Origin of the sequence: Vreelandella hamiltonii (assembly GCF_014651775.1) — a bacterium.
GTDB lineage: Bacteria > Pseudomonadota > Gammaproteobacteria > Pseudomonadales > Halomonadaceae > Vreelandella > Vreelandella hamiltonii.
The window spans coordinates 113,777-139,202 of sequence record NZ_BMXN01000007.1; the positions used below are offsets into that span (position 1 = coordinate 113,777).

The following is a 25,426-nucleotide window of genomic DNA, read 5'->3' on the forward strand; positions in this document are numbered from 1 at the left end:
AAGCATCGTGATACGCTAACTTAAACGATTAAGTTGACCGATTAAGTTAAGGTTTTAAGCATGACGTTAGCGGATTTTGAGCCCCAGCGGCCTGTGGTGCATTTCACCCCTCCGATGGGATGGATGAACGACCCCAATGGGCTGGTGTTTTTCGAAGGCGAGTACCATCTGTTTTATCAGTTCCACCCCCTGGGGACCGAATGGGGGCCGATGCACTGGGGGCATGCGGTCAGCCGTGACCTGTGCCGGTGGCAGCATTTGCCCATTGCGCTGGCGCCCGATGAAGAAGGGGCCTGCTTTTCCGGCAGCGCCGTGGTGGATGAGCACGATGTCACGGGGCTGTTCGATGACAAGCCTGGGCTGTTGGCGTTCTATACCTGCCACAAGGTGCTCTCCGATGACCCGCAGGATTACCAGCAGTCCCAGTGCTTGGCGTACAGCCGCGACAAGGGGCGGACCTGGCAGCGCTATGCGGGGAATCCCGTTCTGCCGCCGCCCGGTTTCAAGGATTTCCGCGACCCCAAGGTGGTGTGGCATGCCCCCAGCCAGCGCTGGGTGATGGCGTTGGCCTGCGGGCAGGAGATTCACTTCTATACCTCGACCAACCTGCTGGCGTGGCAGTTTGCCAGCGCTTTTGGGGCGGGCGAGGGCGCACACACCCAGCACCCCTGGGAGTGCCCGGACCTGTTCGAGCTACCGGTGGAAGGCGCCGAGCCCCATGAGCCCGCATGGCGTTGGGTGCTGGTGGTGGGCATTGGTGCTACGTCGGATAACCCGTTTGGCTCGTTTACCCAGTACTTCGTGGGTGATTTCGACGGCCAGCGTTTCACCAATGACAACGCTGCCGACACCGTGCTGATGATGGACGAAGGGCGGGACTTCTACGCGGTACAGAGCTGGTCGAATACCCCCGGGCGGCAGCTGGCACTGGCATGGCTGAACAATTGGCAGTACGCCAACCATGCCCCTGAAGCGGGCTGGCGGGGCACCATGAGTCTGCCCAGGGAGCTTGCGCTGCGCGCAACGCATCGCGGCGTGCGCTTATACCAGCGCTTCACCCGTGAGGCGGTTCGAGCGCTCGGCGCGTCCCGTCACCTCTCGCCTCGCTCGCTGCAAACGGTGGGGGAGCACTGCATCGCCCTACCGGAAGGCACGGCCGTGCGGGGGCAGATGACCCTGACGCTGCAGCCGGGGACGCGGCTGGCACTCTCGCTGCAGCAGGGCTACCAGCAGCAGTTATGGCTATCGGCGGGTGAAACGCAGACGGCGCTGCACTATGCGCGCCAGGGCAGTAACGGCCAGGCCGCTTTCGATGAGCACTTCGCCTGCGACCATGCGGCGGGCAGCGTCGATGGATTGACCGTCAAGATCCTCTGGTGGTGCGATCACGGAACGCTGGAAATGTTGATCGAGGGCGCCACCGAGCAGCGCAGCATCAGCCAGGTGAGCCTGGTGGATCATCGCCGTCAGCCGACCACGCTGAATCTGGTCAGCGGTCGGGTGGCGATCATGGAAGGCCTCACTCAGAGCGTCGCCGAGTAGACTGCTCGGCGACGCTGAGGGCTAGCCTGCGGAGCCGCGCAGGGCTTCGATATCGGCGTGGGTGGGCAGGGCGGCGTAAGCGCCGGGTCGGGTTACGGCATGGGCGCCACAGCGGCAGGCAATGTCCACCGCGCGGCTGAGAAACGCGCTGTCCTGATGCCAGTTGGAGCGGATGCCGAACCGGGAAAGCTCCGCCAGCAGGCCGCCAATGAAGGCATCGCCACCGGCGGTGGTGTCCACGGCCGTCACGCTGGGCGGGGTGATGGTCTGCTCGATACCAACGCCTTTCAGCACCACGTCATGGGGGCCGTCAGTGATCACGATGACTTTCACACCGGCGGCCATGCGCTCGGCGAGCCACGCCTCCCTAGGATGGTCGCCGCGCAGGTAGTCCAGCTCTTCCAGCGAGACCTTCACCAGCTCGGCGCTATCGATCAGCTCGGTGACCCGCCACACATCCGCCGAGCCGTCCGCCCACAGGTTATGGCGCAGATTGGCATCCACGCTCACCAGGCAGCCCGCTCGCTTGGCCATGGCGGCAATGGCCAGGGTGGTGTCGGCGATTTCCGGGTCGGTCAGGCTGTTGCTGCACAGGTGCACGATGGCAGGCTGCTCGAACACGCCGTGGGGCAGGTGCTCCAGGCGGTAGAGCAGGTCGGCGGCGGGTGGGCGGTAGAAGTCGAAGGTGCGCTCGCCATGGCTGTCTCGGGAAACGAAGGCCAGCGCCGTGCGGGCCTCCCGGGTCAGCACCACGCCTTGGGTGTCCACGCCGTGGCTTTGCAGCTCACGGATCAGAAAGTGCCCAAAGGTATCATCACCCACCATGCCCAGAAATTGGCTGGGTACGCTCAACCGGGCGCAGGCCACCGCCACGTTGGCTGGCGCACCGCCTGCGTAGGGGGTGAAGGTCTCTGGCCCCGTGTCGTCGCCCAGGCGGCTGGAGAGCATGTCAATCAAGGCTTCACCGAAAGCAATCACCGGCGTCATAGGTCGTTCCTTGTCATTATTGGCATTGGATGTGAAACAAGCGCGTCACGCGACGCAGTGGCCGCGGGCCGCCTCCAGCAGTTCGTACCAGGCTTCTCGGGGCAGGGCTGCCGGGCCATTGAGCATATCGGCAATGCGCTCCGCTTTCACGCTGCCCACCACCGGCGCCGGGCGGCCGGGCAGGGTGCGCAGCCACGCCAGCGCCAGCGCGCCGGGGGTGCTGCCAAGCTCGCCTGCCAAACGGTTCAGCACGCGGCTGACCTCGCCCTGCATCAACTGGCCGCCCGCCAGCGGCGACCAGGCCATGGGCGCATGGCCATCGGCGTTCAGCTCGTCGAAGCTGCCGTCGAACAGCGGCGCGCTATGGGCAATGGAAAGCTCGATCTGGTTGGCCCGCAGCGGCTGGTGCATATGGCGTTGCAGCCTGCGCCACTGGCTGGGCAGGTGGTTGGAAATGCCCGCTGCGCCTATCTTGCCCGCGTCGATGGCATCGTCCAGCGCACGGCCGGTGGCCTCGGCATCCATCAGCAGGTCCGGGCGATGAATCAGAAAATGATCGAGGCGCTCGACGCCCAGGCGGCTCAAGGCATCGTCGATGGCCCGGCCGAGATATGCCGGGCTGGCATTGTAGTGCTTTACCTTGCCGGAGCCCGCGGCCGGGTTGTCGTTGGCAATGCTGGCTTTGGTGACCACGTGGAGCCGCTTGGCCAGGGCCGGGCGGGCACGCAGCGCCTGGCCGAATAGCGCTTCGCAAGCTCCGCTGCCGTAGATATCGGCATGGTCGAACCAGTGCAGGCCTTGTTCCAGGCGGGCTTCGATCCAGTCGGCCAAATGGCTCGCCTGGTGCATCTCTTGCGCTTCATGCAGGCGCATCATGCCGAGTACGAACGGCGCGTCAAAGGTCACAGCAGCCATGGTGTATTTCCGTCGGTTTAAAAGACTTCTTCGTTATGCAGCGCTTCGGCGGCACCCAGCAGGCCGGTCCACGGGTGGGTCACGATCCACACCGGAATATCGGCGTTGTACGCTCCCATGCGCCCCTTGTTGACGAAGCTGGCGCGCAGCTCGCATTTAGGCAGCCACGCCAGCAGCCGGGGCAGAATGCCGCCGCACAGATACACGCCGCCGCGTGCGCCCATGGTCAGGGTGGCGTCACCGCAGACGTCGCCGAGGATTTTCAAAAAGCGCAGCAGGGTGGCCGTGGCCAGGGCGTCGCCCTGATTGGCCGCCTGGGTCACCTCGGCCGGGGTTTCGCAACGTGGCGCTTGGCCTTCCAGCGCGCAGTGGGCCTGGTAGAGTTCCAGCAGCCCCTGGCCGCACAGGATGCGCTCGACGCTGACCCGCTGATGGCGCTGCAGGAAAACATCCAGCAGTGCGCGCTCGGTGGTGTCGGTAGGTGCAAAGGTGACGTGGCCGCCTTCGGTGGGCAGCGGAATCCAGGCGTGCTGGCCGGGAAACACCCCGGCCACGCCCAGCCCGGTGCCCGGGCCGATGACCAAGCGAGTCGAGTGCGACTGGGCGACGCCGGGCTGCACTTCGACGAGGTTGTCTTCACCCACGTGGGGCACGCCCAGCGCCTGGGCAGTGAAGTCGTTGATGACCTTGAACAGCGACAGGTTCAGCGCCTGCTGAACGTCGCTTTTCATGAAGTCCCAGTGGTTGTTGGTCATTTTCACCCGCTCGGCGTGCACCGGGCAGGCGAAGGCCAGGCAGGCTTCCTCGGGGGCGTTATCCCCGGTCGCGCCCACGCGGGCGAGGTAATCCTGAACCGCCTCGACCACGCCGGGGTAGTCTGCGCAGGGCAGGTTGAGGATATCGTGGGGCGTCACCTCGCCCGGCGTCACCAGCGCCAGGCGAGCGTTGGTGCCGCCAATATCACCGATCAGTGCCGGTCGCATCAGGCGTCCTCTTGAAAGATCTGACCTTCCTGGCGGGCCAGGTCATCGGCTTCGAAGCCCCCCAGCGAACCGGCTCCCTCTTCACCGCGCATGGCGAGATGACGGAAGCCCGCAAACAGCTCGCGGCCCAGGCCGACGTGGTAGTGGTCGAGATTGGCAACGGCCAGCGGGCGCTCGGCCCAGGTAGCGGCATCCACCTTGGCTTCCAGGGTGCCGGCATTGGCATCCAGCCGCACCACGTCGCCGTCGCGCAGCTTGGCCAGCGGGCCGCCGTCCAGCGCTTCCGGGCTCATGTGAATGGACGCAGGCACTTTGCCCGACGCGCCGGACATACGGCCATCGGTGACCAGCGCGACCTTGAAGCCACGGTCCTGCAGCACACCCAAAAACGGGGTGAGCTTGTGCAGCTCGGGCATTCCGTTGGCTTTGGGCCCCTGGAAGCGCACCACCACAATCACGTCACGGTCCAGCTCGCCGGATTCGAAGGCGGCTTTCATTTCGTTCTGGTCTTCGAAGATCTTGACCGGCGCTTCGACCACTCGATGCTCTTCGGCCACCGCCGAGACCTTGATCACGCCTCGGCCCAGGTTGCCTTTCATGACGGTCAGGCCGCCGGTGGCGGCAAAGGGCGTGGCGACCGGGCGCAGCACTTCTTCGTCCAGGCTCTTCTCCGGGCCTTCGCGCCAGACCACTTTGCCATTTTCCAGGAAGGGCTCCTGGGTGTAGGCGGTCAGGTCGGTGCCGAAGACGGTGGGAATGTCGCCGTGGAGCAGGCCAGCGCCCAGCAGTTCGCGGAACAGGTAGCTCATGCCGCCTGCGGCCTGGAAGTGGTTGATGTCCGCCTGGCCGTTGGGGTACACCTTCATCAGGCTGGGGGTCACCGCCGAGAGGTCGGTGAAGTCGTCCCAGTTCAGGGTGATGCCCGCCGCTGCCGCCATGGCAATCAGGTGCATGGTGTGGTTGGTCGAGCCGCCGGAGGCCAACAGGCCGACCACGGCATTGACGATGGCGCGCTCGTCGATCTGCTTGTAGAACGGGCGGTACTCGCCGCCCGCTTCGGTATTGCGAATGGTCTGTTCGGTGGCGTAGCGGGTCAGCGCTTCGCGCATCTCGGTGCCGGGGTTCACGAACGACGTGCCCGGAAGGTGCAGGCCCATGACTTCCATCATCAGCTGATTGGAGTTGGCGGTGCCGTAGAAGGTGCAGGTGCCGGGGCTGTGGTAAGAGTCGGACTCTGCCTGCAGCAGTTCTTCGCGGCCCACCTTGCCTTCGGCATACAGCTGGCGAATGCGCGCTTTCTCCTTGTTCGGCAGGCCGCTGGGCATGGGGCCTGCGGGCACGAACATGGCGGGCAAATGGCCAAAGCGTGCGGCACCGATGAACAGACCCGGTACGATCTTGTCGCACACGCCCAGGTAAATGGCGGCGTCGAACATGTTGTGCGACAGCCCCACCGCAGCGGCCATGGCAATCAGGTCACGGGAGAACAGCGACAGCTCCATGCCCGGCTGGCCTTGGGTCACGCCGTCACACATGGCCGGTACGCCGCCCGCAAACTGCGCAGTGGAGCCCATGGCTCGCGCTGCCGCCTTGATGGTTTCCGGGAAGGTTTCAAACGGCTGGTGGGCCGACAGCATGTCGTTGTAAGACGAGATGATGCCCAGGTTGGCGCTGTTCATCAGCTTCAGGGCATCTTTTTCCTGGGGGCTGCAGGCGGCAAAGCCGTGGGCCAGGTTGCCGCAGGAGAGCTCGGCACGATGCACGCCACGCTTGTGCTGGTCGGCCATGCGGCGCTCGTAGAGAGCGCGGCGCTCGGCAGAGCGTTCACGAATGCGTTGGGTGACTTCCGCGACCTTGGGATGAAGGGCTGCGGGGGTAGAACCAGACGTTGAACCAGGCATAGAAACCTCTGCATGAGTAGAGACGGTGAAAGTATCTTGTAGTTATTTTACATTTTATGGCGCCAATAATAGAGACCTTACGGCAATAAAAAGCCGATTTATAGCTTAAGTTGTAGTTTTATTACCCGAAAGGATGAGCCGGATGATCCCGGCGTCCAGCCCATGATAGCCAAAAAGCGCTCATGGGCCGAACGCGCCTGCTCAGGAGTCGACCTCGTCGCTGCTGATATGGAACAGCATGGCATACAGGGTGGGCACGGCAATCAGCGTCAGCAGCGAGGCAAACGCCAGGCCGCCCATGATGGTCACGGCCATACTGTTGAAGAAGGCGTCGGCCAAAAGCGGCAGCATGCCGAGGATGGTGGTACCAGCGGCCAGGAAGACCGGACGCAAGCGGCTGACGCTGGCGTCCACCAGTGCAGAAAAGCGTGCCTTGCCCTCCTTGATCTGCCCGTCGATCTCGTCCACCAGCACGATGGCGTTTTTCATCAGCATGCCCGACAGGCTGAGCATGCCCAGCAGGGCGGTAAACGAGAAGGGCAGGCCGGTCACCAGCAGGCCAATCACCACGCCACACACCGACATGGGCACCACCAGCCAGATGATCAGCGGCTGCTTGAGCTTGCCAAACAGCAAAATCGAGGTCAGCAGCATCACCAGCAGGCTGATGGGCAGCTGCTGGGCCAGCGCCTCCTGGGCATCGCCGGAATCCTCGTGTTCACCTCCCCAGTTCAGCTGGTAGCCCGGTGGCAGCGTCATGGCCTCGATCTCTTCGCGAATACCGTCGAAGGCCTGGGCGGCGGTGTAGCCCTCGGCGGGGTCGGCCCCGACGGTCAGCGTGCGCACTCGGTTGCGGCGTTGAATCAGCGCTTCCTCGCTATCGGTATCGAAGGAGGAGACCACCTGGCTGATGGGCACGAAGCGCTGCTGCGCGGCGCTCCACACGTTGCGGTTTTCCAGCAGCGCCACATCGTCCCTCTCGGCCGCCGGTGGGCGGGCGACGATGGGCAGCAGGTGCTCGCCTTCACGGTAGGTGCCTGCCCGAATGCCCGACGAGGCAAACTGCAGGGTCTGGGTGATGTCTTCACGGCTGACCCCGGCAATGCGGGCGCGCTCCTCGTTGATGCGCGGGCGCACTACCAGTTCCTGCTGGCGCCAGTCGGTGCGCTGGTCGATCAGGTAGGGGCTGTCGGCCATGATGCGCTGGGCCTGGTCGGCCAGCGAGCGCAGCACTTCCGGGGAGGGCCCCTGAAAGCGCGCTTCGATGTCCGCGCCATCGCCCGGGCCAAATTGCAGCCGCTGGGTGCGTACCTGCGCGCTGGGAAACGCTTCGTTCAGCTCTCGGTAGAAGCGCTGGTCCAGCGCGGGAATGGCGTCCAGGTCTTCGGTGCGCACGATGAACTGGGCATAGGCGGTGTTGGGCTGCTCCGGGGCGTAGGTAAGCATGAAGCGGGTAGCGCCTTGGCCGATGAAGCTGGCCACCGATACCACGTCTTCCTGCTCCAGGATATACGCCTCGATATCGGCGGCGTAATCGGCGGTCGAGCGAATGTCGGTGCCCTGGGGCAGCTCCACATTGACGAAGAACAGCGGCGTGTTGGAGTCCGGAAAGAACGACTGGGGAATCAGGCTGAAGGCCCACAGGCACACGGCGGTGATCAGCACCAGCGCGCTGACGGTGACGATGCGCATGCCCAGCGCCAGCAGCAGCACCCGGCGATAGGCGCGATAGAGCAGGCCGCCGTACAGCTCGCGCTTGCTGGGCTCGTCGTCGTTCTCCTCCTCGTTCTCGTCCTGGCGCTCGCCTGCTTGCTGCTCGTCAGCGGGCTGCTCCTCGTCGTCGCCTTTCTGGCGCAGCAGGTAGTAGCCAAACAGCGGGGTGACGGTGATCGCCAGCAGCCAGCTCAGCATCAAGGACACCAGAATGACCATGAACAGCGAGTAGAGAAATTCGCCGGTGACATCGTCCGACAGGCCAATACCGGCAAAGGCCATGATGCCGATCACCGTGGCGCCCAGCAGCGGCAGCTGGGCACGCTTGGCGGCGCTGCCGGCGGCCTCCTTGGCGCGCTGGCCGCGCTTGATGTTGGTGACCATGCCTTCGGCGACCACGATGGCGTTATCCACCAGCATGCCCATGGCGATGATCAGCGCCCCCAGCGAGATACGCTCCATCTCGATGTTCAACAGCCCCATGAACAGCAGGGTGCCCAGCACGGTGAGCAGCAGGGTACTGCCGACCACCACACCGATGCGCCAGCCCATGGCCAGGCACAGTACCCCGATCACGATGGCCACCGACATGGCCAGGTTGAGCAGGAAGTCGTTGATGGCATCGTTGACCACATGGTGCTGTTCGTAGAGAGGATGCAGCTCTACGCCCAGCGGCAGGCGGCTTTTTAGCTCTTCCATGCGGGCTTCGACGGCTTCGCCCACTTCGATGATATTGTCGTTGGCGGCGCCCGCAATGCCGAGCGTGAAGGCATCTTCGCCGTTATAGCGAATCAGCTGGTTGGGCTGGTCGCTGGGCTCGCGGTAGACGGTGGCGATATCCACCAGCGACACCTGCTCGGTGGTGCCGGGGCGGCCGATGCGAATGGCTTCGATCAGCGCGGTGCTGTCGATGTCGCTACGCGCCACCAGCCGCACCTGGCGTTCCCCCACCCGCAGGCTGCCCGCGTCTTCCACGGCGTTTTCGGTCTGGATGGTGTTGATGACCTGATCGATGGGAATGCCCAGGGTGGTCAGGCGCTCGTTGGAGATGTCGATGTAGATGGTCTCTTCCCGCTCGCCTGCGGTGGTCACCCTGGCCACGCCGGGTACCGCCAGCAGCTCGCGCTGAAGAAACGTCGAGATGTCGCGGATCTCACGCGTGGTGAACCCATCGGCCGTGACCGCATAGAAGAGGCCGTACACTTCACCGAAATCGTCGTTGACCTGGGAGCCCAGCACCCCGTCGGGCAGATCGCCCTGGGCATCGTTGATCTTGTGGCGCAGCTCGTCCCAGATTTGCGGCAGTTCGTGGCTGCGGTAGCTGGCGTGGACTTCCACCTGGATTTCCGAGCGCCCAGGCAGCGACTTCGACTCGATGACGTCGATCTGCTCCATCTCCTGGATGGCGCGCTCTAGACGTTCGGTGACCTCTTCTTCCACTTCCACGGCGGTGGCGCCGGGGTAGGGCGTGTTGATGATGGCGTTGGGGATGGTGAAGGCGGGGTCTTCGAGTTTGCCCACCGTATTGAATCCCCAGATACCGCCCAACAGGCAGATCACCACGATCAGCCAGGTATTGAGAGGCCGTTCGATGGACAGCTTGGCGATGTTCATGGCGGCTCCTAGAGGGCGTTGTCCAGCGGTTTGACGCGCATGCCGTCGCGCAGCAGGTGTACCCCGGCCGCCGCAATCGACTCGCCAGGCTGAACGCCTGCCACCAGCATCACGGCGTCGTCGCTCAGCTCACCCACGGTGACCTCCCGGGGCGATACCGTGCCCTCGTCGGGGTCGTAGACCCACACGCGAAAATCACCGCTCTCGGTGGTGTCCAGGGCGCTGGCCGGAATCATCATCACCCCGGACACCAGCCGCTCGGCGGGTTCGATGAACACGGTGGCCGTGGTGCCGGGCAGCGCCACCAGGTGCTCGCCTTCGGCGGGCGCGAACTCCACCTGATAGGTCTGGGCGACCTCGTCGGGCTCGGTGATGTGTTCGCGGTACTCCAGCGCAATGCGCTCGCCGGGCAGCGTGGCGATCTCGGCTTCGGCGTTGAAACCGTGTTCGCCATCGAGATGCCGCATCAGCGCTTCGGGCACGTTGATGCGAATGCGCAGCTCCGAGATGTCCTGAACGCGGACCACTTCGGCATTGGGGGGCAGCGTGGTGTGGTTTTCCACCAGGCGGCGGGCAATCAGCGCATCGAAGGGCGCGTGCAGCGAGGTGTAGGCCAGCTCCTGGCGGGCGCTCTCCAGCTGGGTGGCGGCCAGCTCGGCATCGGCCCGGGCCGCTTCCAGCACCGAGGCGGAGACGGCGTTATGGCGATACAGATTTTCCTGCCGCTGAAGGTGCTGGCGGGCCTGGGTCAATTCCGCTTCCGCGGCGCGCACTTGCAGGGCGTAATCGGTTTGATCGAGCTGGGCGATCAGCTCGCCTTTGGCCAGTGTGGTGCCCTGTACGGCCGGAAAGGTGGTCAGGCGGCCGCCCACCTGAAAGGCCAGGTTGACGGTGCTCACGGCATCGACGCGACCCACGAAACGGCGGCCCGAAAAGGCCTGCTGCTGGCCGGTTTCGAACAGTTTGACCACCTGAGCCGGAGGCTCGGGGGGCTCTTCGTCGTCTCCGCAACCTGCCAATAATGTCACGCATGCCAGCAACCCGACCAGAGTGGGTAGCCACTTCCCTTTGCGGATGAACCTCATCCAATGCCTCCCTGCAAGCCAATGGGGATCACGGTGGTGTGATGTATCCCCCTGTTTCGTTGATCCCCTATAATAGGTACTCTTAGCCACTTCGAACAGGTGTTTGGTTTAACGCCGCCCTAAATCGGTATTCACCCGAACTGCAAGGATGATCAGCGTGCACAGGAATCGCCCGTGGGGACCCCGCCTCAAACCGTTCACCGCTGCCTCGGCGCTGGCCTTGCTGCTGGCAGGCTGTGCGGTCGGCCCGGAGTATCAAGCGCCCGACATCGAGCTGCCGGAGAGCTGGCCTGCCCATATCACTCTGGAGCAGCAGGCCCGTGACGACTGGCACCGCTGGTGGCAGCGCTTCGAAGACCCGGCGCTGAACCGGCTGGTCGAGCGCGCCAGCGAAGACAATCTCGAACTGGCGATTCAGTTGGGGCGCATCCGCGAGGCCCGTGCCCAGCTGGGGTTTGCCGATGCGGAGCGCTTTCCCACCGTGGGCTATCAGGCCGAAGCCAACCGTGAGCGCACCCCGGGGGCGGCGCTGCCCATCGATTTCCAGCCCGTGCAGGAGCTGCTGACCTCCACCAACAACCAGTATTCCCTGGCCGCCAGCCTGGAGTATGAAATCGACCTGTGGGGGCGGCTGGCCAACCAGCGCGCTGCGGCCATGGCCGCCCTGCAGGAGAGCCTGTTTGCCAGAGACGCCGCCGAGCTGGGCGTGATCGGTGACGTGGTCACCACCTACGTCAGCCTGAAAAGTGCCGAAGCCCAGCAAGCGCTGATGGAAGAGACCCTGGCCGCGTACCAGGAGACCTATCGCCTTCAGGCGCTGCGCTTCGAGCATGGCGACATCAGCGAACTGGAGCTGCGCCAGGCCGAAGCCGAGTGGCGCAACCTGCAGGCAGAGCTGCCGTCGCTCAAGCAGCAGGTGGAAACCCTGCGCGGGGCCCTGGGCACGCTGGTGGGCATGTCCCCCGATGAGCTGCTGACCACCCTGGACACCGGCACGTCGCGGCTGGATGACCTGGCCCAGCCGGTGGGCATACCTGCCGTGATGCCGTCGGCGATGCTCCAGCGCAGGCCCGACATTCGCTCGGCAGAAGCGGCGCTGATCGCGGCCACCGCCCAGATCGGCGTGGCCGAGGCCAACCGCCTGCCGTCGCTCAATCTCAGCTCCTTTTTGGGCACTACGGCCGCCAGCACCAGTGATCTGTTCAGCGATGTGGCCCGCACCTGGGGCGTCGGGGCCTCGGTGATGGGGCCGCTGTTCGACTTCGGCCGTAGCCAGTCCGGGGTGGAAAGCGCCGAAGCGCTGGCCGAACAGGCCGAAGCGCAGTATCGCCTGACCGTGCTGACCGCCTTCAACGAAGTGCGCGATGCGCTCTACAGCTACGACTTCAGCGAGCGGCGGCTGGCCGCCATCGACGAACAGCTGGAGGCCGTTGCCCGTACCCGGGAGCTGGCCGTGCTGATGTACGACCAGGGGCAGGTGAGCCAGCTGGAGCGCCTGGACGCCGAACGCAACCTGCTCTCTGCCCGTTTGGCCCAGGCCGATGCGCGCCGTGAACAGCTGGCGGCCACGGCGACGCTGTTCAAGGCGCTGGGCGGTGGCTGGCAGGAAACCCCCGTTTACTGATTGCCGGTACGGTAACCACAGCCCGGGCGGCTCCGCTGGCCGCCCGCATCTGTTACCATGCTGCGCTTGCGATCACTTCATCTCTGGTTTTGCTGCCACTGGAGCTGCCATGCCTCCCTGCGCGTCCTCTGCTGCCGCTTCTGACTCCCTTGCCGCTTACCCCTGGCTGCCCGACATCGGCCCCGTCGATGCCGCCGCCGCTGAGCGCACCCGTGCCTATCTCGATACCTTGACCAAGCCGCCCGGCAGCCTGGGCAGGCTCGAAGCGCTGGCGATTCAGCTAAGCGCCATCACGGGCAGCGCCCGCCCTCGGGTGGATAGCCCCGCCGTGGTGGTGTTTGCCGCCGACCACGGCGTGGCCGCTGAAGGCGTGTCGGCGTTTCCCCAGGAGGTGACCGCGCAGATGGTCGCCAATTTCGTTCAGCAGGGCGCGGCCATCAACGTGTTTGCCCGCCAGCTGGGCGCTCGGGTGGACGTGGTGGATGTCGGGGTGGCGTCGCCGCGACCGCTGCCGGGAGCCACCGATGCTCGCGTGCGTTCGGGCACGGCCAACATGCTGAACCACGATGCCATGCCGCTGGACGACGCGCGCCAGGCCATGCAGGCAGGCATGGCAGCGGTCGAGCGGGCCGTACAGGCGGGGGCCAATGGGCTCATCGTGGGCGAAATGGGCATCGCCAACACCACCGCCAGCAGCGCGATGCTGGCGGCCTTGTTAGGGGTGCCTGCCGCCCAGGTGGTGGGGGCGGGCACCGGCATTGACAGCACCCAGCAGGCCCACAAGGCGGCGGTCATCGAACGGGCGCTGGCCAATCGCCAGGCAAACCCTGACGACCCGCTGGAGGTGTTGTGCAAGCTGGGCGGCTTGGAAATCGCCGCCATGGCGGGCGCGTACCTGGCGGCGGCGGCCCAACGCCTGCCGGCGGTGGTGGATGGCTTCATTGCCACGGTGGCGGCCCTGACCGCCTGCCGCATGGCCCCAGCACTGCGCGACTACCTGGTGTTTGGCCACCGTTCGGCGGAGCCGGGCCACGCCCTGGCGCTGGATGCCCTGGCGGTGCAGCCGCTGCTGGCCCTGGAAATGCGCCTGGGCGAGGGCAGTGGGGCGGCGCTGGCTTACCCGCTGCTACAGGCTGCTGCCGCCATGCTCAGTGACATGGCCACGTTCTCCCAGGCGGGGGTGAGTGGCAAGGCACCATGAGCCTCGACTTGCTGAGCCTGCCCGCTCTGGCCGGCTGGGTCGCGCTGGCCATCGTCATTGATCTGATCGTGGGGGACCCGCGCGCGCTGCCCCACCCGGTGGTGATCATCGGCAAGGCGATTAGCGCCCTGGAGCACCGCTGGAACCACGGCAGCCCCCAGCGGCGGCGGCTGCTGGGCGGGTGCCTTACCCTGGTGGTGGTGCTGGGCACCTTTTCGGTGGCCTGGCTGGGGCTTGCGCTGTTGTCGTGGGTGCACCCCTGGCTGGGGCTGGCCGCCGAGCTGTGGCTACTGGCCACCACGCTGGCCATCAAGGGGCTGGCGGATGCCGGGCGGGCCATTGCCGCCCCGTTGCGGCAGGGCGACTTGCCCGGCGCGCGGCAGGCGCTTTCCAGAGTGGTGGGGCGTGATACCCAGGCCCTGGATGAAGCCGAGATTACCCGAGGCGCGGTGGAAACCGTGGCGGAAAACACCGTCGATGGCATTACCTCGCCGCTGCTGTTTGCGCTGCTGGGGGGCGCGCCGCTGGCGCTGGCCTACAAGGCCATCAATACGCTGGACTCCATGGTGGGCTACCGGAACGAACGCTACGGCGACTTCGGCTACGCCTCGGCCAGGCTGGACGACCTGGCCAACTGGCTGCCTGCCCGGCTGACTGCCCTGTGCCTGTGGCTGGCGGGCGTGCTGTATGGGGTGTTTCACCGCTCACCTCTGCGCTGGCGGGGCGCCCTGGCGGCCACCTGGCGCGAAGCACCCCGTCACCCAAGCCCCAACGCGGGCTGGCCCGAGGCAATGGTGGCGAATTTGCTGGGCGTCCAGTTGGGCGGCACCAACGTCTACCAGGGGCAAGTATCACACCGGGCCACGCTGGGCACCGCCCATGATTTACTGAAAGCCAGCCACATCACTACCACGATTTGGCTGATGCACGGGGCTTGGTTGATGTTCTTCCTGCTGCTGTTCTTCCTGCAGCTGTGCCTCGTGATGGCTACGGTGGCCGGGTGATGCGCGACCAGCCCGGCAACCTTCCCCTCGACCATTGGCCAAGCCACGGTGGCCAGGCCGCCGCGCTGCTGCAGCGCTTTGGCTTGCCTGCCAACCAACCGCTGGAAGATATCAGCGCCAACCTGAACCCGCTGGGCCCACCCGGCTGGGTAACCGGCTACCTGGCCCAACGCCTGGCTGGGCTGGGCCGCTACCCCGAACCGGACTACCGCGCCGCCAGGCAGGCGATTGCCGAACACGCAGGCGTGGAGCCGGGGCAGGTACTGCTCACCAACGGCGGCGCGGAAGCCATCTTTCTGGCGGCGGCGCACCACGCTGGCCAGCAGGCGCTGATCGTCACCCCCACCTTTGGTGAGTACGCCCGGGCCTGCAACGCCCACGGTGTGCGCATCAGCGAGCTTGGTCTGTTGCCGGGCACCTTCGACCCACCCGCGGCCGCGTTGCTGCAGGCGGCGGCCAGCGCTGATGTTGTGTTCGTCTGTCGCCCCAACAACCCCACCGGCACGCTGCTGCCCGTGGCGCTTATCGAGGCGCTGCTGGACGCCTTGAAACCGGGGGCCTCGCTGGTGGTGGATGAAGCCTTCATCGACCTGGCGCTGGAAGCTGCACCGCTGACTCCGCTGCTCCAACGCTACCCGGCGTTGATCCTGCTGCGCTCCATGACCAAATTCTTTACCCTGCCGGGCCTGCGGCTGGGCTACGTGCTGGCCGATGAGGGGCGTATCGCTCAGCTTCAGGCGCAGCAACCGCCCTGGAGCGTCAATCATCTGGCCGCCGAACTGGTGCCGCCGCTGCTGGCGGATGAGGACTTTGCTCGGCGTACCCACCAGTGGTTGGCCCGTGAGCAGCCGCGCATGGGCGCTGCCCTGGCCGCGCTGGGGCTGGAGGTGGTGCCTAGCCACAGCTGCTTTCATCTGGTGCGGCCTGGGGCCGCCCAGCGGCAGCGGGGCATTTCCAGTATCGTGCTGCTTGAACGCCTGCTTCACCAAGGTATGCTGGCGCGACATACCCATGGTTTTGCTGGCCTGAAGGGTGGTTGGCTAAGGCTGGCACTGCGCGATGGTGTGACCAATGATCGGTTGTCAAAGGTGCTGAATGATTGTCTTTGTTAGTGGAGGGGCTCGGTCGGGCAAGAGCCTGGTGGCGGAGCAGTGTGTTCAGCAGTACGCCGACGGTAAGACGTGTTACTACGTGGCCACGGCCGATATCTACGATAGCGAAATGGCCGAACGGGTAGGCCATCATCAGGCCCGCCGCGCCAACCACTGGGTCACCCTGGAAGCTCCGCTCAACATCGAACAGGCCGTCGCCCAGGTGCCCAACGGCCATGCCGCCCTGTTGGACTGCCTGACCCTCTGGGCCAGCCAAGTGATGTTCAATACTCAGGAGGACGCCGCCCCGGTCAGTGAAACGGAAGCCTTTGCGCTGTTGGTGCGTGCACTTCACGATGCCCGCCGCCGGGGGGTGACGCTGGTGGTGGTCTCCAACGATCTCAACGAAGCGCCTTTGCCTGCCTCGGCAGAGGTGTGGCGCTACGTGGAATTCCTGCAAGGGTTGCACCGCTGGCTGGCGGCCCAGGCCGACCAGGTGGTGGAGGTGGTGGCCGGGCAGTCCATCGAATGGAAGGCGGCTGGCGCACCATGAAACACGCTCTGTACGGCATGCTGCTGGCGCTGCAGTTTCTGACGCGCCTGCCGATCCCCGTTGCCTGCCCCTGGACACCGGCCACCCGGCGCTGGGCCATTCGCGCCTACCCGCTGGTGGGCCTGATGGTGGGAGCGCTCCTGGCCTGTGTCGCCCTGCTGTTGGGCCAGTGGCAAACCCCATCGCCCATCACGGCGCTGGTACTGCTTAGCCTGTGGGTGGCCATTTCCGGTGGCCTGCACCTGGATGGCGTGATGGACCTGGCCGATGCGCTGGGCAGCAACCAGCCCGTGGCCCGCCGATGGGAGATCATGAAAGACCCGGTGGTGGGCAGTTTTGGCATGCTGGCGCTGGTGTTTCTGCTGGCCTGGAAAGGGGTGCTGCTATGGGCGCTGGTGCACTATCAGGCGCCGCTTGGCTGGCTGGTGGTGGCCCCCGCGCTGGGTCGGCTGGCGGGGGTGGCCCTGCTGGTGTTGACGCCCTGTGCCCAGCCCAGCGGCCTGGCCTTTAGCTGGCAGCAGTCGCTGGGCCGAAGGGACGTGGTGCTGGCCCTGCTGCCGCTGCTGCTGGGGGCACTGTTCATGCCTGGGCTGTGGGTCTGGCTGGTAGCCACGGCCTTGTGGGTCGTGCTGGTTCGTCAGGCGCTGCTGCGTTTATTTCACGGCATCAACGGTGACATGGTGGGTGCCACTATCGAAGGAGGAGAGCTTTGGCTACTGGTCTTGATGTGGAGCTGGTGGCAGTTCGCCACGGTATAACGTCATGGAATCTGGAGCGTCGGTACCAGGGGCAGCGCGATATCCCGCTGCTGTTCCCGGACGCGGAAGCGGGCCTGCTGGCCCTGCGTGACGCCTTGGCAAGCGAGCGTTTCGATGCCATTCATGCCAGTGACCTGGGCCGCTGCCAGGAAACCCTGGCGTGGTCACAGGCGGCCAGGCCCGGCATGCCGGTGTACCGGGAGCCGCGCTTGCGAGAGCTGGATTTTGGCGAGTACGAAGGAAAGGTTTACGATGAACTCAAGGAGCTGCCGCACTACCGCGCCTGGATAGACAGCGCGGGCGAGCTGCAGATACCCGGCGGTGAGTCGTCTGGCCAGCTGCGCGAGCGCCTCGATGGCTGGCTGGAAGAGGTGGCGCAACAGGCGCGCGAACGGGGCCACCGCAAGGTGCTGGTGGTGACCCACGGCGGGGTGATTCGTGAGCTGCGCCGCCGGTTCGAAACGCTGGATTTCTGGGCGGGCATCGTCCATCAGGCCCAGGGCCGTCGCTGGCAGCTGACCTATCAGCCCAACGATGCAGGCAAAGGAGAGTGGCAATGCAACTGTTCATCGGCGGTGCCAGCGCAGGCAAGCGAGACGCAGTAAAACAGCGCTTTCCCGGCGCGGTCTGGTGGCGCCTGGCGCCGGGCCAGCGCTTGCAGGAAGTGTCCCACGTCATGCACCCCGGCACTCCGCTGGTGCTGCATGGCCTGTTCGAATGGCTCTCGGCGGCCATTCACTCCGACTTCAGCAGCGACGAATGGCGCGCCCACTGGCGCGAAGATCTGCAGCGCCTGGACGAGGCAGCGGCAGGCCAGCACGCCACCCTGGTGGTGATTGCCAACGAGCTGGGCCGAGGCCTGGTGCCCATGGCAAGGGACCAGCGCCGCCTGAGGGACCTCAGCGGTTGGTTCACCCAGGACGCCGCCGCCCAGGCAAGCCATGTGTGGTACGTGCGCCATGGGCTCGTGCAAGCGCTGAAAAGCACGGCATAAAGCACGTCGTAAAGTCCGACATAGTGCAGCATGCCCCGTCTGGCCAAAATTGACCTGATTAGCGCAAGTTGCTAGTTTACGCGCACTCTTAGGTGCTGATGGCGACCCTTCGCCCTCAGTTAAACGGGAAGTTGGTGAACGCAACTGCGTCAATCCAACGCTGCCCCCGCAACGGTGATCGAGACAAGAACGGCCAAGACGCCACTGTGCTCAGGCATGGGAAGGTGGTCGTTCGGAAAGGGTCGGCGCTTGAAAAAAGCGCCTCCTTTCGCTCGTCAGCCCGGAGACCGGCCCAGGAGTGACGGCTGAAAAGCCACGGATTACCGGCATGCGGCGGGCATGTGCAGGGTGTAGGGTGGGCTGCCAACGCAGCTTGCCTGCCTTGCGTGTGCGCCTGCACCGGCCACTAAAAAACACGCTGTGCGGGTGAGCACAGTGCGCAAGGGATCCATCATGCAACGTTTATCTCCTACCGCCACGCTGGCGGCATTTGCCATGGCCGCCGTGCCCATGGCCGTTCATGCGCAGGCGCAGCAGCAGGCCTCGGCCAGTCACGATACGCTCAATCCTGTCGTCGTGACAGCGGCGCTGGCACCGCGTACCGCCAACGAAAGTCTCTCTTCGGTCACCGTTCTGGATGAAGCGACGCTTCGCCGCCAGGACCCGGTGAGCATCACGGACCTGCTGCGTGGCCAGCCGGGCGTGGACGTTTCCAGCAACGGCAGCTTCGGCAAGAACAGCAGCGTCTTTCTGCGCGGCACCGGCAGCGCCCAGAACGTGCTGCTGATCGACGGCATTCGCTTACGTTCGGCCACCAGCGGCGGCGCGGCGTGGCAGTACCTGGAACCACGCATGTTCGACCGCGTCGAAGTCGTGCGCGGCCCCCGTGGCAGCCTCTACGGTGCCGATGCCATGGGCGGCGTCATTCAACTGTTTACCCCCGAAGGGCGTGAGGAAGGCCCGCAGCCGCGTATTTCCGCAGGCGGTGGCTCGTTCAACACCCAGCGGCTCAGCGCGGGGATCAGCGGCCGAGAAGGCGGCACCCGCTACAGCTTTGCCGGTAGCCACTTCACCACCGATGGCCAGCCCGTGCGCCGCGATGGCGACGACAAGGGGTACGACAACACCTCGGCGCTGGCGCGGGTATCGCACACCTTCGATAACGGTGCCGAAGCGGGCGTGCTGGCCCTGCGTGCCCGTGGCCACAACGAATACGACGGCGGCGAGAACGACTTCGTGCAGCAGGTGGCCGGGGTGTATGGCGAGCTGCCGCTGACAGACAGCTGGCGTAGCCGCCTGACGCTCAGCGAATCCCGCGATGAAAGCGATAACTTCGATGGCTTCAGCGAGTCTGCCTTTAATACCAGGATTCGCGCTGCCCGCTGGGAAAACACCTTCACCGCTGGGGCCCATGAGCTGGTGGCCGGTGCCGAGTACAGCGAAGACCGGGTAGACAGCACCACCGCCTACGATGAAACCAGCCGCAGCAATGCCGCCGTGTTCACCCAGGCCCTGCTGGACTTCTCCCCGCTGCTGGTACAGGCGAGCCTGCGCTTCGACGATAACGAATCCTACGGCGAGGAAGTGACCGGCAGCCTGGGGCTGGGCTACCAGCTGGACGACCAGCACACCCTGCGCGCCAGCTACGGCACGGCGTTCAATGCGCCCACCTACAACCAGCTCTACTTCCCTGGCTTCGGCAATCCCGATCTGGAAGCGGAAACTTCAGACACCCTCGAAGTAGGCGTGCGCGGCCAGTATGCCCAGTGGTTCTGGGATGCGGCGCTGTACCAGACCGACATCGACAACCTGATTGCGGGGCAGGGGCTGCAGTTCAACGTGCCGGAAAGCCGTATTCGGGGAGCCGAGCTGAGCGCCGGGCTCGAACTCGATGCCTGGACGCTGGCGGCGGCGCTCACCTACACCGACCCGGAGAATCGCCTGACCGGCATGCGCCTGCAAAACCGCGCTTCCCAAAGCCTGCGTCTGGACGTCGACCGTGAGCTGGGCGAGTGGTCGGTGGGCGGCTCCTGGCTGGCCCAGAACCACCGCTTCCGGGATGCCGCCAATCAGGACCGCCTGAGTGGCTACGGCCTGGTAAACCTGCGCGCCGGTTGGCAGTTTGCGCCGCTGTGGAGCGCCCGGGTGACGTTGGAGAACGTGCTGGACCAGGAGTACACCACCACGCGCTCCTTCGACGGTGCCGACTACATCAACGCTGGCCGGGCAGGGTTCCTGAGTGTTCACTTTGGCCAATGACACACTGACACGCGGGGCCCTGGGCCTCGCGTTTTCGTTCATGGCGGCCGCCGCCCAGGGGGATGACCATTCGCGCTGCGCGGTGGATGACCGTGACCGGGAGGTGTGCCTGCACGCCTCTGCCAACCGTATCGCCACGCTCTCGCCGGGGGCCACCGAGCTGACCTGGGCCGCCGGGGCGGGGGATCAGGTGGTGGCGGTGGTGAGCTACAGCGACTACCCCCCGGAAGCCAAGCAGGTGGCCTCGGTAGGCAGCCACACGCGCATCGACCTGGAAGCGCTGGTGGGGCTGGCGCCGGACCTGGTCATCGGCTGGGTGACCGGCAACCCCGCCGAGCAGATGGAGACCCTGGAAGCGCTGGGCATGCCGGTGTTCTACATCGAGCCGCGCAGCGTGGAAGCCGTCGCCCACACCATCGAACGACTCGCCCGGCTGGCCGGTACCGAGCCAATAGGACGGCAGGCGGCCAGCGAGTTCCGAGACGGCATGGCCGCGCTCACCGCGCGCTATAGCGAGCGCGACCCGATACCCACCTTCTACCAGGTGTGGGACGAGCCGCTGATGGGCGTCAGTGACGAACATCTGATTGGCCAGGTGGTGACCCTGTGCGGTGGCGAGAACGTGTTTGGCGAGCTGGAACGGCTGGTGCCAAGACTGGATGACGAAGCTGTGCTGGCCGCCAACCCGGAAGCCATCATCGCGGGCGGCATGGGCGAAGAGAACCGCCACTGGCTGACCCACTGGGAGCAGTACCCCCACCTCGATGCGGTGGCCAAGGAGAACCTCTACTTCGTGCCGCCTTCACTGATCCAGCGGCCCACCCCGCGGCTGCTGGAAGGCGCACAGCTGCTGTGCGAAAAACTCGACCAGGCGCGCCAGAAGCGCGAGGACGCCTGATGCCGCTGCGCCGCTGGACACCCCTTGGCCTGCTGGCCCTGATGGCCGTGGCGGCGCTGCTGTTTTCGCTGACGGTGGGCAGCGCCTCGCTTTCCGTGGCTCAGCTCTGGGGCGTGGTTCAGGGGCAGGGCGATGCGCTGGCGCGCACCCTGGTGGTGGAGCTGCGCCTGCCAAGGGCGCTCTCGGCCTTTGCGGTGGGCGGGCTGCTGGCCGTGGCCGGGGCGCTGATGCAGGTGCTGCTGCGTAACCCGCTGGCCGACCCCTACGTGCTGGGGCTTTCCGGCGGCGCCTCGATTGGTGCTTTGGCGGCCATGTTGGCGGGCCTAGGCGGCCTGCTGGTGTCCGGTTCTGCATTCGTGGGGGCGCTGGTATCGACGCTGCTGGTGTTTGGCTTGGCCCATGGCCGGGGCGGCTGGACTCCTGACCGGCTGCTGCTGACCGGCGTGGTGGTGGCCGCCGGATGGGGCGCGGTGATTACCCTGATGCTGGCGCTGAGCCCCGCCGAGCGGCTGCCCGGCATGCTCTACTGGCTGATGGGCGACCTTTCCTACTCCCGCACCCCCTGGCCGCCGCTGCTCCTGCTGCTGATGACCTGCCTGGTGCTGGTGCCGCTGGGGCGCAGCCTGAACGTACTGGCTCGAGGCCCCCAGCAGGCGGCCGCGCTGGGGGTCGATGTGCGCCCGCTGGAGTGGGGCATCTACATCGCCGCCAGCCTGCTCACGGCCGCCGCCGTGACCAGCGCGGGCAGCATCGGCTTCGTGGGTCTGATCGTGCCGCACATGCTGCGCCTGGTGCTGGGCAACGACCAGCGGCTGATTCTGCCCGCCTGTGCACTGGCCGGGGGCACGCTGCTGGTGCTGGCCGACACCCTGGCCCGCACCCTGATTGCTCCGGAGCAGCTGCCCGTTGGGGTAATCACCGCGCTGCTGGGCGTGCCCACGTTCCTCTTTCTGCTCTACCGGAGCCGCTGATGACCCGCTTGGCCACCCAGGAGTTGATCATCGACGTGCCGGGGCGCCGTTCAGGCACCGCGCTGAACCTCACCATCGAGCCGGGGCAGGTGTGGGGCGTGCTGGGCCCCAACGGCGCAGGCAAGACCACGCTGCTGCACACTTTGGCCGGGCTTCACGCTCCCCGCTCGGGGCAGGTGCTGCTGGACGACACGCCACTTGGCCAGCTACGCAGGCGACAAGTGGCCCAGCGGCTGGGGCTGGTGTTTCAGGAGCGGCTGGACGGCTTTCCCGCTACGGTACTGGAGACCGCGCTGATAGGCCGCCACCCCTACCTTTCATTGTGGCAGCGGGAAGGTGCCGACGACTACGCCCGCGCCGAGGCCGCGCTGGCCGCGCTGGACGTGGCCCACCTGCGCGACCGCCTGGTGAACACGCTCTCCGGCGGCGAACGCCAGCGGGTAGCCGTGGCCACGGTACTGACCCAGGCCCCCAGCCTCTGGCTGGCCGATGAGCCCACCAACCATCTGGATTTGCACCATCAAAGTGCGGTGATGGCGCTGATGGCCGAACAGGCCGCCCAGGGCAGCGCGGTGATGATGTGCCTGCACGACCTCAACCTGGCCGCCCGCTGGTGCGACCACATTTTGCTGCTATACCCCAGCGGCGAAGCCTGCTGGGGCCCCCGGGACACCATGCTGGTACCCAGCGCCCTAGAGCGGCTCTACCGCCAGCGGCTGGCCACGGTAGAGGTGGATGGCGCGCCGGTGTTCGTGCCCATTCAAGCGCCATTGACCGATCATGAATGATTCAAGGAAGCCACATGTTGCAAGGTGAAGCACACGCCGCGTTGATCAGCGCCCCCGGCTCCGGCCAGGGCAAATCCATGGTGACGGCGGCACTGGCCCGGCTGCACCGCAATGCCGGGCGCACCGTGCGGGTGTTCAAGCACGGCCCCGACTACCTGGACCCCATGGTGCAAGAAGTCGCCTCTGGCCAGCCGATGTACCAGCTTCACCCCTGGATGACCGGCGAACACGAGTGCCGCTGGCGGCTGGCCAAAGCCGCCCAGGAAGCCGATGTGATTCTGGTGGAAGGCTCCATGGGGCTGTTCGATGGCTCGCCCTCCAGCGCGGACCTGGCCATGCTGGCGGGTATTCCCGCGCTGCCGGTCATCGATGCCTGGGGCATGGCGCAAACCTTCGGCGCGGTGGCCCAGGGCCTGGCCAACTACCACCCGGATCTCGCCATTCACGAAGTGATCGCCAACCGCGTGGGCAGCCCCGGCCACGGCAAACTGCTGGCCGAGAGCATGCCGGAAGGCATTGCCCTGCTGGGGGCCATTCCCCGCCACGAGGCCATGCAGATCCCCGACCGCCACCTGGGCCTGGTGCAAGCCAGCGAACTGGGCGGCCTGGATGCCCAGCTGGATGCCGCCGCGAACGTGCTGGAAGAGGCCGGGCTGGGCCGCCTGCCCAAGCGGGTCACGCTCAGCGCTGAGACCCCCACGCCTGCCCCGGCACATCTGCGCGGCGTGCGTATCGCCATCGCCAAAGACGACGCCTTCGCGTTTCTCTACCGCGCCAATCTCGACGTGCTCGAAGAGATGGGCGCCATGCTGCGCTTCTTCTCGCCGCTCAATGACACAGTGCTGCCAGAGTGCGATGCCCTGTGGCTGCCCGGCGGCTACCCGGAACTCCATGCCGCCCGCTTCAGCGCCAACCAGCCCATGCACGACGCCATTCGCGCCCACCACTGGGCAGGCAAGCCCATACTGGCCGAGTGTGGCGGGCTGATGAGCTGCGTAGAGCAGCTGGTAGATGGCGACGGCAACGGCCACGCCATGCTGGGGCTACTGCCCGGCACCGCCAGAATGGCCGGAAAGCTCACTGCGCTAGGGCTGCAAAGCCTGCACACCCAACGCGGCGAACTGCGCGGCCACACCTACCACCACTCGCTGCTGGACACCTCCCTGAAGCCGCTGGCCCGCACCCGCAAGCTGGCAGGCAGCGAAGCCGAACCGATTTACATCGAGGGCGCGCTGGTGGCCAGCTACTTCCACGGCTACTTTCCCTCCGCGCCCAGGCTGGTGGCGGACATTTTCACCGGCCAGGCACTGCAGCCTAGCCCGTAACGGGCAGGGGAGGCGGGTCGCCGCAAATCAAATATGGAAGGTTTTTCCATAAAGCCCAGTGGGCTATGATAGGGCGACACACACTCCCCAACCCCAAGGAGCCACCATGAGCTTTTACGTCTACCTTTCCGGCGAGATTCACACCGACTGGCGCGAAGAGATCCAGCGCGGCGCAGAAGCCGCAGGCCTGGACGTGGTCTTCACCGCCCCGGTGACCGACCACGACGCCTCCGATGCCGCTGGCGACCACCTGGGCAAGCCGGACAACGGCTTCTGGCGTGACCACCAGTCTTCCAAAGTGAACGCCATCCGCACCCGCACCCTGATCGAACAAGCCGATCTGGTGGTGGTGCGCTTCGGCGACAAGTACAAGCAGTGGAACGCCGCCTTCGATGCAGGCTACTGCGCAGCCCTGGCCAAGCCCTACATCACGCTGCACAGCGAAGAGATCGTTCACCCGCTGAAAGAAGTCGACGCCCAGGCCCAAGCCTGGTGCACCACCACCGATCAGGTCGTGGAAACCCTGCGCTACGTACTGAAAGCGTAAATGTAGAACACCCCAAGGAGCCCCCATGCGCGAAAATGCCAAAACCCCGGAACGCCATGCCCAGCGCATGGCGGCCAAGCAAAAAATCATGAACGAGCGCATTGCCCGCGCCGACAAAGAGCAGGGCATTTTGCTGGTGCTCACCGGCCCCGGCAAAGGCAAAAGCAGCTCCGGTTTTGGCATGCTCGCCCGCGCCCTGGGCCACGGCATGAAAGTAGGCGTGGTGCAGTTCATCAAGGGCGCGTTCAGCACCGGCGAAGAAGCCTTCTTCCGCAACTTGTCCAACGTGGACTACCACGTCATGGGCGAAGGCTACACCTGGGACACTCAGGACCGCGAACGCGACGTCGCCGCCGCCAACGCCGCCTGGGCACAAGCCAAGCGCATGCTGCAAGACGACAGCTACCACATGGTACTGCTCGACGAACTCAACATCGCCCTGCGCTACGAGTACCTCGACCTGGACCAGGTCCTCGACGACCTGCAAGCCCGCCCCCCCATGCAACACGCCATCGTCACCGGCCGCTACGCCCCCCAACCCCTCATCGACCTCGCCGACACCGTCACCGAAATGAAAGTCGTCAAACACGCCTTCAAAGACCAAGGCATCAAAGCCCAAAAAGGCATCGAGCTTTGAAGTGAGGAGAAAAGTGGAAGGGGAGAGGAGTGGCTG

Annotated in this window: 22 protein-coding genes and 1 riboswitch; of the genes, 16 read left to right on the forward strand and 6 right to left on the reverse strand. The window is 65.7% G+C overall.

Annotated features, from left to right (window positions below):
• Window positions 1-60 precede the first annotated feature (60 nt).
• Window positions 61-1,542, forward strand: a complete 1,482-nt coding sequence (locus IE091_RS08580; protein ID WP_189463413.1) for a glycoside hydrolase family 32 protein — start codon at window positions 61-63, stop codon at window positions 1,540-1,542.
• Between the two features lie 21 nt (window positions 1,543-1,563).
• On the opposite strand, the gene IE091_RS08585 is transcribed toward IE091_RS08580, so the two are convergent.
• The 6 genes from IE091_RS08585 to IE091_RS08610 all read right to left on the reverse strand — a co-directional run bounded on the left by IE091_RS08585 (window position 1,564) and on the right by IE091_RS08610 (window position 10,740).
• The gene (locus tag IE091_RS08585) at window positions 1,564-2,529 is read right to left on the reverse strand and encodes a carbohydrate kinase family protein (RefSeq protein ID WP_189463414.1); all 966 of its coding nucleotides are present in this window, start codon (window positions 2,527-2,529) and stop codon (window positions 1,564-1,566) included.
• 45 nt (window positions 2,530-2,574) lie between these two features.
• Window positions 2,575-3,444: an aldo/keto reductase gene (locus tag IE091_RS08590; RefSeq protein ID WP_189463415.1), complete on the reverse strand. Its 870-nt coding sequence runs from the start codon at window positions 3,442-3,444 to the stop codon at window positions 2,575-2,577.
• 17 nt (window positions 3,445-3,461) lie between these two features.
• A complete protein-coding gene (gene glk, locus IE091_RS08595) occupies window positions 3,462-4,427 on the reverse strand; it encodes a glucokinase (protein WP_189463416.1) in 966 nt (321 codons plus the stop codon).
• On the reverse strand, window positions 4,427-6,328 hold the full coding sequence (gene edd / locus IE091_RS08600) for a phosphogluconate dehydratase (RefSeq protein WP_189463417.1): 1,902 nt from the start codon (window positions 6,326-6,328) through the stop codon (window positions 4,427-4,429). The genes glk and edd overlap by 1 nt, the downstream gene beginning before the upstream one ends.
• Window positions 6,329-6,529: 201 nt before the next feature.
• Entirely contained in the window at window positions 6,530-9,655 is a 3,126-nt protein-coding gene (locus tag IE091_RS08605; RefSeq protein WP_189463418.1) for an efflux RND transporter permease subunit, read from the reverse strand.
• An 8-nt stretch (window positions 9,656-9,663) separates the two neighbouring features.
• Window positions 9,664-10,740: an efflux RND transporter periplasmic adaptor subunit gene (locus IE091_RS08610; protein WP_189463419.1), complete on the reverse strand. Its 1,077-nt coding sequence runs from the start codon at window positions 10,738-10,740 to the stop codon at window positions 9,664-9,666.
• Window positions 10,741-10,888: 148 nt separating this feature from the next.
• Between IE091_RS08610 and IE091_RS08615 the strand changes: the two genes are divergently transcribed.
• The 15 genes from IE091_RS08615 to cobO all read left to right on the forward strand — a co-directional run bounded on the left by IE091_RS08615 (window position 10,889) and on the right by cobO (window position 25,390).
• On the forward strand, window positions 10,889-12,364 hold the full coding sequence (locus IE091_RS08615; protein WP_229800789.1) for an efflux transporter outer membrane subunit: 1,476 nt from the start codon (window positions 10,889-10,891) through the stop codon (window positions 12,362-12,364).
• A 109-nt stretch (window positions 12,365-12,473) separates the two neighbouring features.
• Window positions 12,474-13,565: a nicotinate-nucleotide--dimethylbenzimidazole phosphoribosyltransferase gene (cobT, locus tag IE091_RS08620; protein ID WP_189463421.1), complete on the forward strand. Its 1,092-nt coding sequence runs from the start codon at window positions 12,474-12,476 to the stop codon at window positions 13,563-13,565.
• On the forward strand, window positions 13,562-14,569 hold the full coding sequence (cbiB, locus tag IE091_RS08625; RefSeq protein ID WP_189463422.1) for an adenosylcobinamide-phosphate synthase CbiB: 1,008 nt from the start codon (window positions 13,562-13,564) through the stop codon (window positions 14,567-14,569). The genes cobT and cbiB overlap by 4 nt, the downstream gene beginning before the upstream one ends.
• A complete protein-coding gene (gene cobD, locus IE091_RS08630) occupies window positions 14,569-15,681 on the forward strand; it encodes a threonine-phosphate decarboxylase CobD (RefSeq protein ID WP_189463423.1) in 1,113 nt (370 codons plus the stop codon). Before cbiB ends, cobD begins: the two co-directional genes overlap by 1 nt.
• Window positions 15,665-16,213 carry a bifunctional adenosylcobinamide kinase/adenosylcobinamide-phosphate guanylyltransferase gene (locus IE091_RS08635; RefSeq protein WP_189463424.1) on the forward strand — a complete coding sequence of 183 codons (549 nt, stop codon included), beginning with the start codon at window positions 15,665-15,667 and terminating at the stop codon, window positions 16,211-16,213. Before cobD ends, IE091_RS08635 begins: the two co-directional genes overlap by 17 nt.
• Entirely contained in the window at window positions 16,210-16,971 is a 762-nt protein-coding gene (cobS, locus tag IE091_RS08640; RefSeq protein ID WP_189463425.1) for an adenosylcobinamide-GDP ribazoletransferase, read from the forward strand. Before IE091_RS08635 ends, cobS begins: the two co-directional genes overlap by 4 nt.
• Window positions 16,923-17,576, forward strand: a complete 654-nt coding sequence (locus IE091_RS08645; protein WP_189463426.1) for a histidine phosphatase family protein — start codon at window positions 16,923-16,925, stop codon at window positions 17,574-17,576. Before cobS ends, IE091_RS08645 begins: the two co-directional genes overlap by 49 nt.
• Window positions 17,528-17,965 carry a bifunctional adenosylcobinamide kinase/adenosylcobinamide-phosphate guanylyltransferase gene (locus IE091_RS08650; RefSeq protein WP_189463427.1) on the forward strand — a complete coding sequence of 146 codons (438 nt, stop codon included), beginning with the start codon at window positions 17,528-17,530 and terminating at the stop codon, window positions 17,963-17,965. Before IE091_RS08645 ends, IE091_RS08650 begins: the two co-directional genes overlap by 49 nt.
• 73 nt (window positions 17,966-18,038) lie before the next feature.
• A riboswitch (cobalamin riboswitch) is annotated at window positions 18,039-18,275 on the forward strand.
• A 143-nt stretch (window positions 18,276-18,418) separates the two neighbouring features.
• Window positions 18,419-20,224, forward strand: a complete 1,806-nt coding sequence (locus tag IE091_RS08655) for a TonB-dependent receptor domain-containing protein (RefSeq protein WP_189463428.1) — start codon at window positions 18,419-18,421, stop codon at window positions 20,222-20,224.
• Entirely contained in the window at window positions 20,205-21,122 is a 918-nt protein-coding gene (locus IE091_RS08660; protein WP_479694286.1) for a cobalamin-binding protein, read from the forward strand. Before IE091_RS08655 ends, IE091_RS08660 begins: the two co-directional genes overlap by 20 nt.
• Complete coding sequence (locus tag IE091_RS08665) at window positions 21,122-22,093, forward strand: FecCD family ABC transporter permease (protein ID WP_189463429.1); 972 nt, start codon at window positions 21,122-21,124, stop codon at window positions 22,091-22,093. The genes IE091_RS08660 and IE091_RS08665 overlap by 1 nt, the downstream gene beginning before the upstream one ends.
• Window positions 22,093-22,881, forward strand: coding sequence for an ABC transporter ATP-binding protein (locus tag IE091_RS08670; protein ID WP_081192021.1), 789 nt, complete (start codon window positions 22,093-22,095; stop codon window positions 22,879-22,881). The genes IE091_RS08665 and IE091_RS08670 overlap by 1 nt, the downstream gene beginning before the upstream one ends.
• A gap of 14 nt (window positions 22,882-22,895) precedes the next feature.
• Entirely contained in the window at window positions 22,896-24,206 is a 1,311-nt protein-coding gene (locus IE091_RS08675) for a cobyrinic acid a,c-diamide synthase CobB (protein WP_189463430.1), read from the forward strand.
• 106 nt (window positions 24,207-24,312) lie between these two features.
• Window positions 24,313-24,753, forward strand: a complete 441-nt coding sequence (locus IE091_RS08680; protein WP_016914164.1) for a YtoQ family protein — start codon at window positions 24,313-24,315, stop codon at window positions 24,751-24,753.
• Between the two features lie 25 nt (window positions 24,754-24,778).
• A complete protein-coding gene (gene cobO, locus IE091_RS08685; RefSeq protein WP_189463431.1) occupies window positions 24,779-25,390 on the forward strand; it encodes a cob(I)yrinic acid a,c-diamide adenosyltransferase in 612 nt (203 codons plus the stop codon).
• Window positions 25,391-25,426: the final 36 nt, after the last annotated feature.

What these genes read in the sequence shown, in the direction of transcription:
- IE091_RS08670 (WP_081192021.1), top strand. Translation starts at nt 22,093, where the DNA reads ATGACCCGCTTGGCCACCCAGGAGTTGATCATCGACGTGCCGGGGCGC.
- IE091_RS08585 (WP_189463414.1), bottom strand. Translation starts at nt 2,529, where the DNA reads ATGACGCCGGTGATTGCTTTCGGTGAAGCCTTGATTGACATGCTCTCC.
- IE091_RS08655 (WP_189463428.1), top strand. Translation starts at nt 18,419, where the DNA reads ATGCAACGTTTATCTCCTACCGCCACGCTGGCGGCATTTGCCATGGCC.
- IE091_RS08650 (WP_189463427.1), top strand. Translation starts at nt 17,528, where the DNA reads ATGCAACTGTTCATCGGCGGTGCCAGCGCAGGCAAGCGAGACGCAGTA.
- cbiB (WP_189463422.1), top strand. Translation starts at nt 13,562, where the DNA reads ATGAGCCTCGACTTGCTGAGCCTGCCCGCTCTGGCCGGCTGGGTCGCG.
- glk (WP_189463416.1), bottom strand. Translation starts at nt 4,427, where the DNA reads ATGCGACCGGCACTGATCGGTGATATTGGCGGCACCAACGCTCGCCTG.
- IE091_RS08615 (WP_229800789.1), top strand. Translation starts at nt 10,889, where the DNA reads ATGATCAGCGTGCACAGGAATCGCCCGTGGGGACCCCGCCTCAAACCG.
- IE091_RS08635 (WP_189463424.1), top strand. Translation starts at nt 15,665, where the DNA reads ATGATTGTCTTTGTTAGTGGAGGGGCTCGGTCGGGCAAGAGCCTGGTG.
- IE091_RS08580 (WP_189463413.1), top strand. Translation starts at nt 61, where the DNA reads ATGACGTTAGCGGATTTTGAGCCCCAGCGGCCTGTGGTGCATTTCACC.
- edd (WP_189463417.1), bottom strand. Translation starts at nt 6,328, where the DNA reads ATGCCTGGTTCAACGTCTGGTTCTACCCCCGCAGCCCTTCATCCCAAG.
- cobS (WP_189463425.1), top strand. Translation starts at nt 16,210, where the DNA reads ATGAAACACGCTCTGTACGGCATGCTGCTGGCGCTGCAGTTTCTGACG.
- IE091_RS08680 (WP_016914164.1), top strand. Translation starts at nt 24,313, where the DNA reads ATGAGCTTTTACGTCTACCTTTCCGGCGAGATTCACACCGACTGGCGC.
- cobD (WP_189463423.1), top strand. Translation starts at nt 14,569, where the DNA reads ATGCGCGACCAGCCCGGCAACCTTCCCCTCGACCATTGGCCAAGCCAC.
- IE091_RS08605 (WP_189463418.1), bottom strand. Translation starts at nt 9,655, where the DNA reads ATGAACATCGCCAAGCTGTCCATCGAACGGCCTCTCAATACCTGGCTG.
- IE091_RS08590 (WP_189463415.1), bottom strand. Translation starts at nt 3,444, where the DNA reads ATGGCTGCTGTGACCTTTGACGCGCCGTTCGTACTCGGCATGATGCGC.
- cobT (WP_189463421.1), top strand. Translation starts at nt 12,474, where the DNA reads ATGCCTCCCTGCGCGTCCTCTGCTGCCGCTTCTGACTCCCTTGCCGCT.
- IE091_RS08675 (WP_189463430.1), top strand. Translation starts at nt 22,896, where the DNA reads ATGTTGCAAGGTGAAGCACACGCCGCGTTGATCAGCGCCCCCGGCTCC.
- cobO (WP_189463431.1), top strand. Translation starts at nt 24,779, where the DNA reads ATGCGCGAAAATGCCAAAACCCCGGAACGCCATGCCCAGCGCATGGCG.
- IE091_RS08610 (WP_189463419.1), bottom strand. Translation starts at nt 10,740, where the DNA reads ATGAGGTTCATCCGCAAAGGGAAGTGGCTACCCACTCTGGTCGGGTTG.
- IE091_RS08665 (WP_189463429.1), top strand. Translation starts at nt 21,122, where the DNA reads ATGCCGCTGCGCCGCTGGACACCCCTTGGCCTGCTGGCCCTGATGGCC.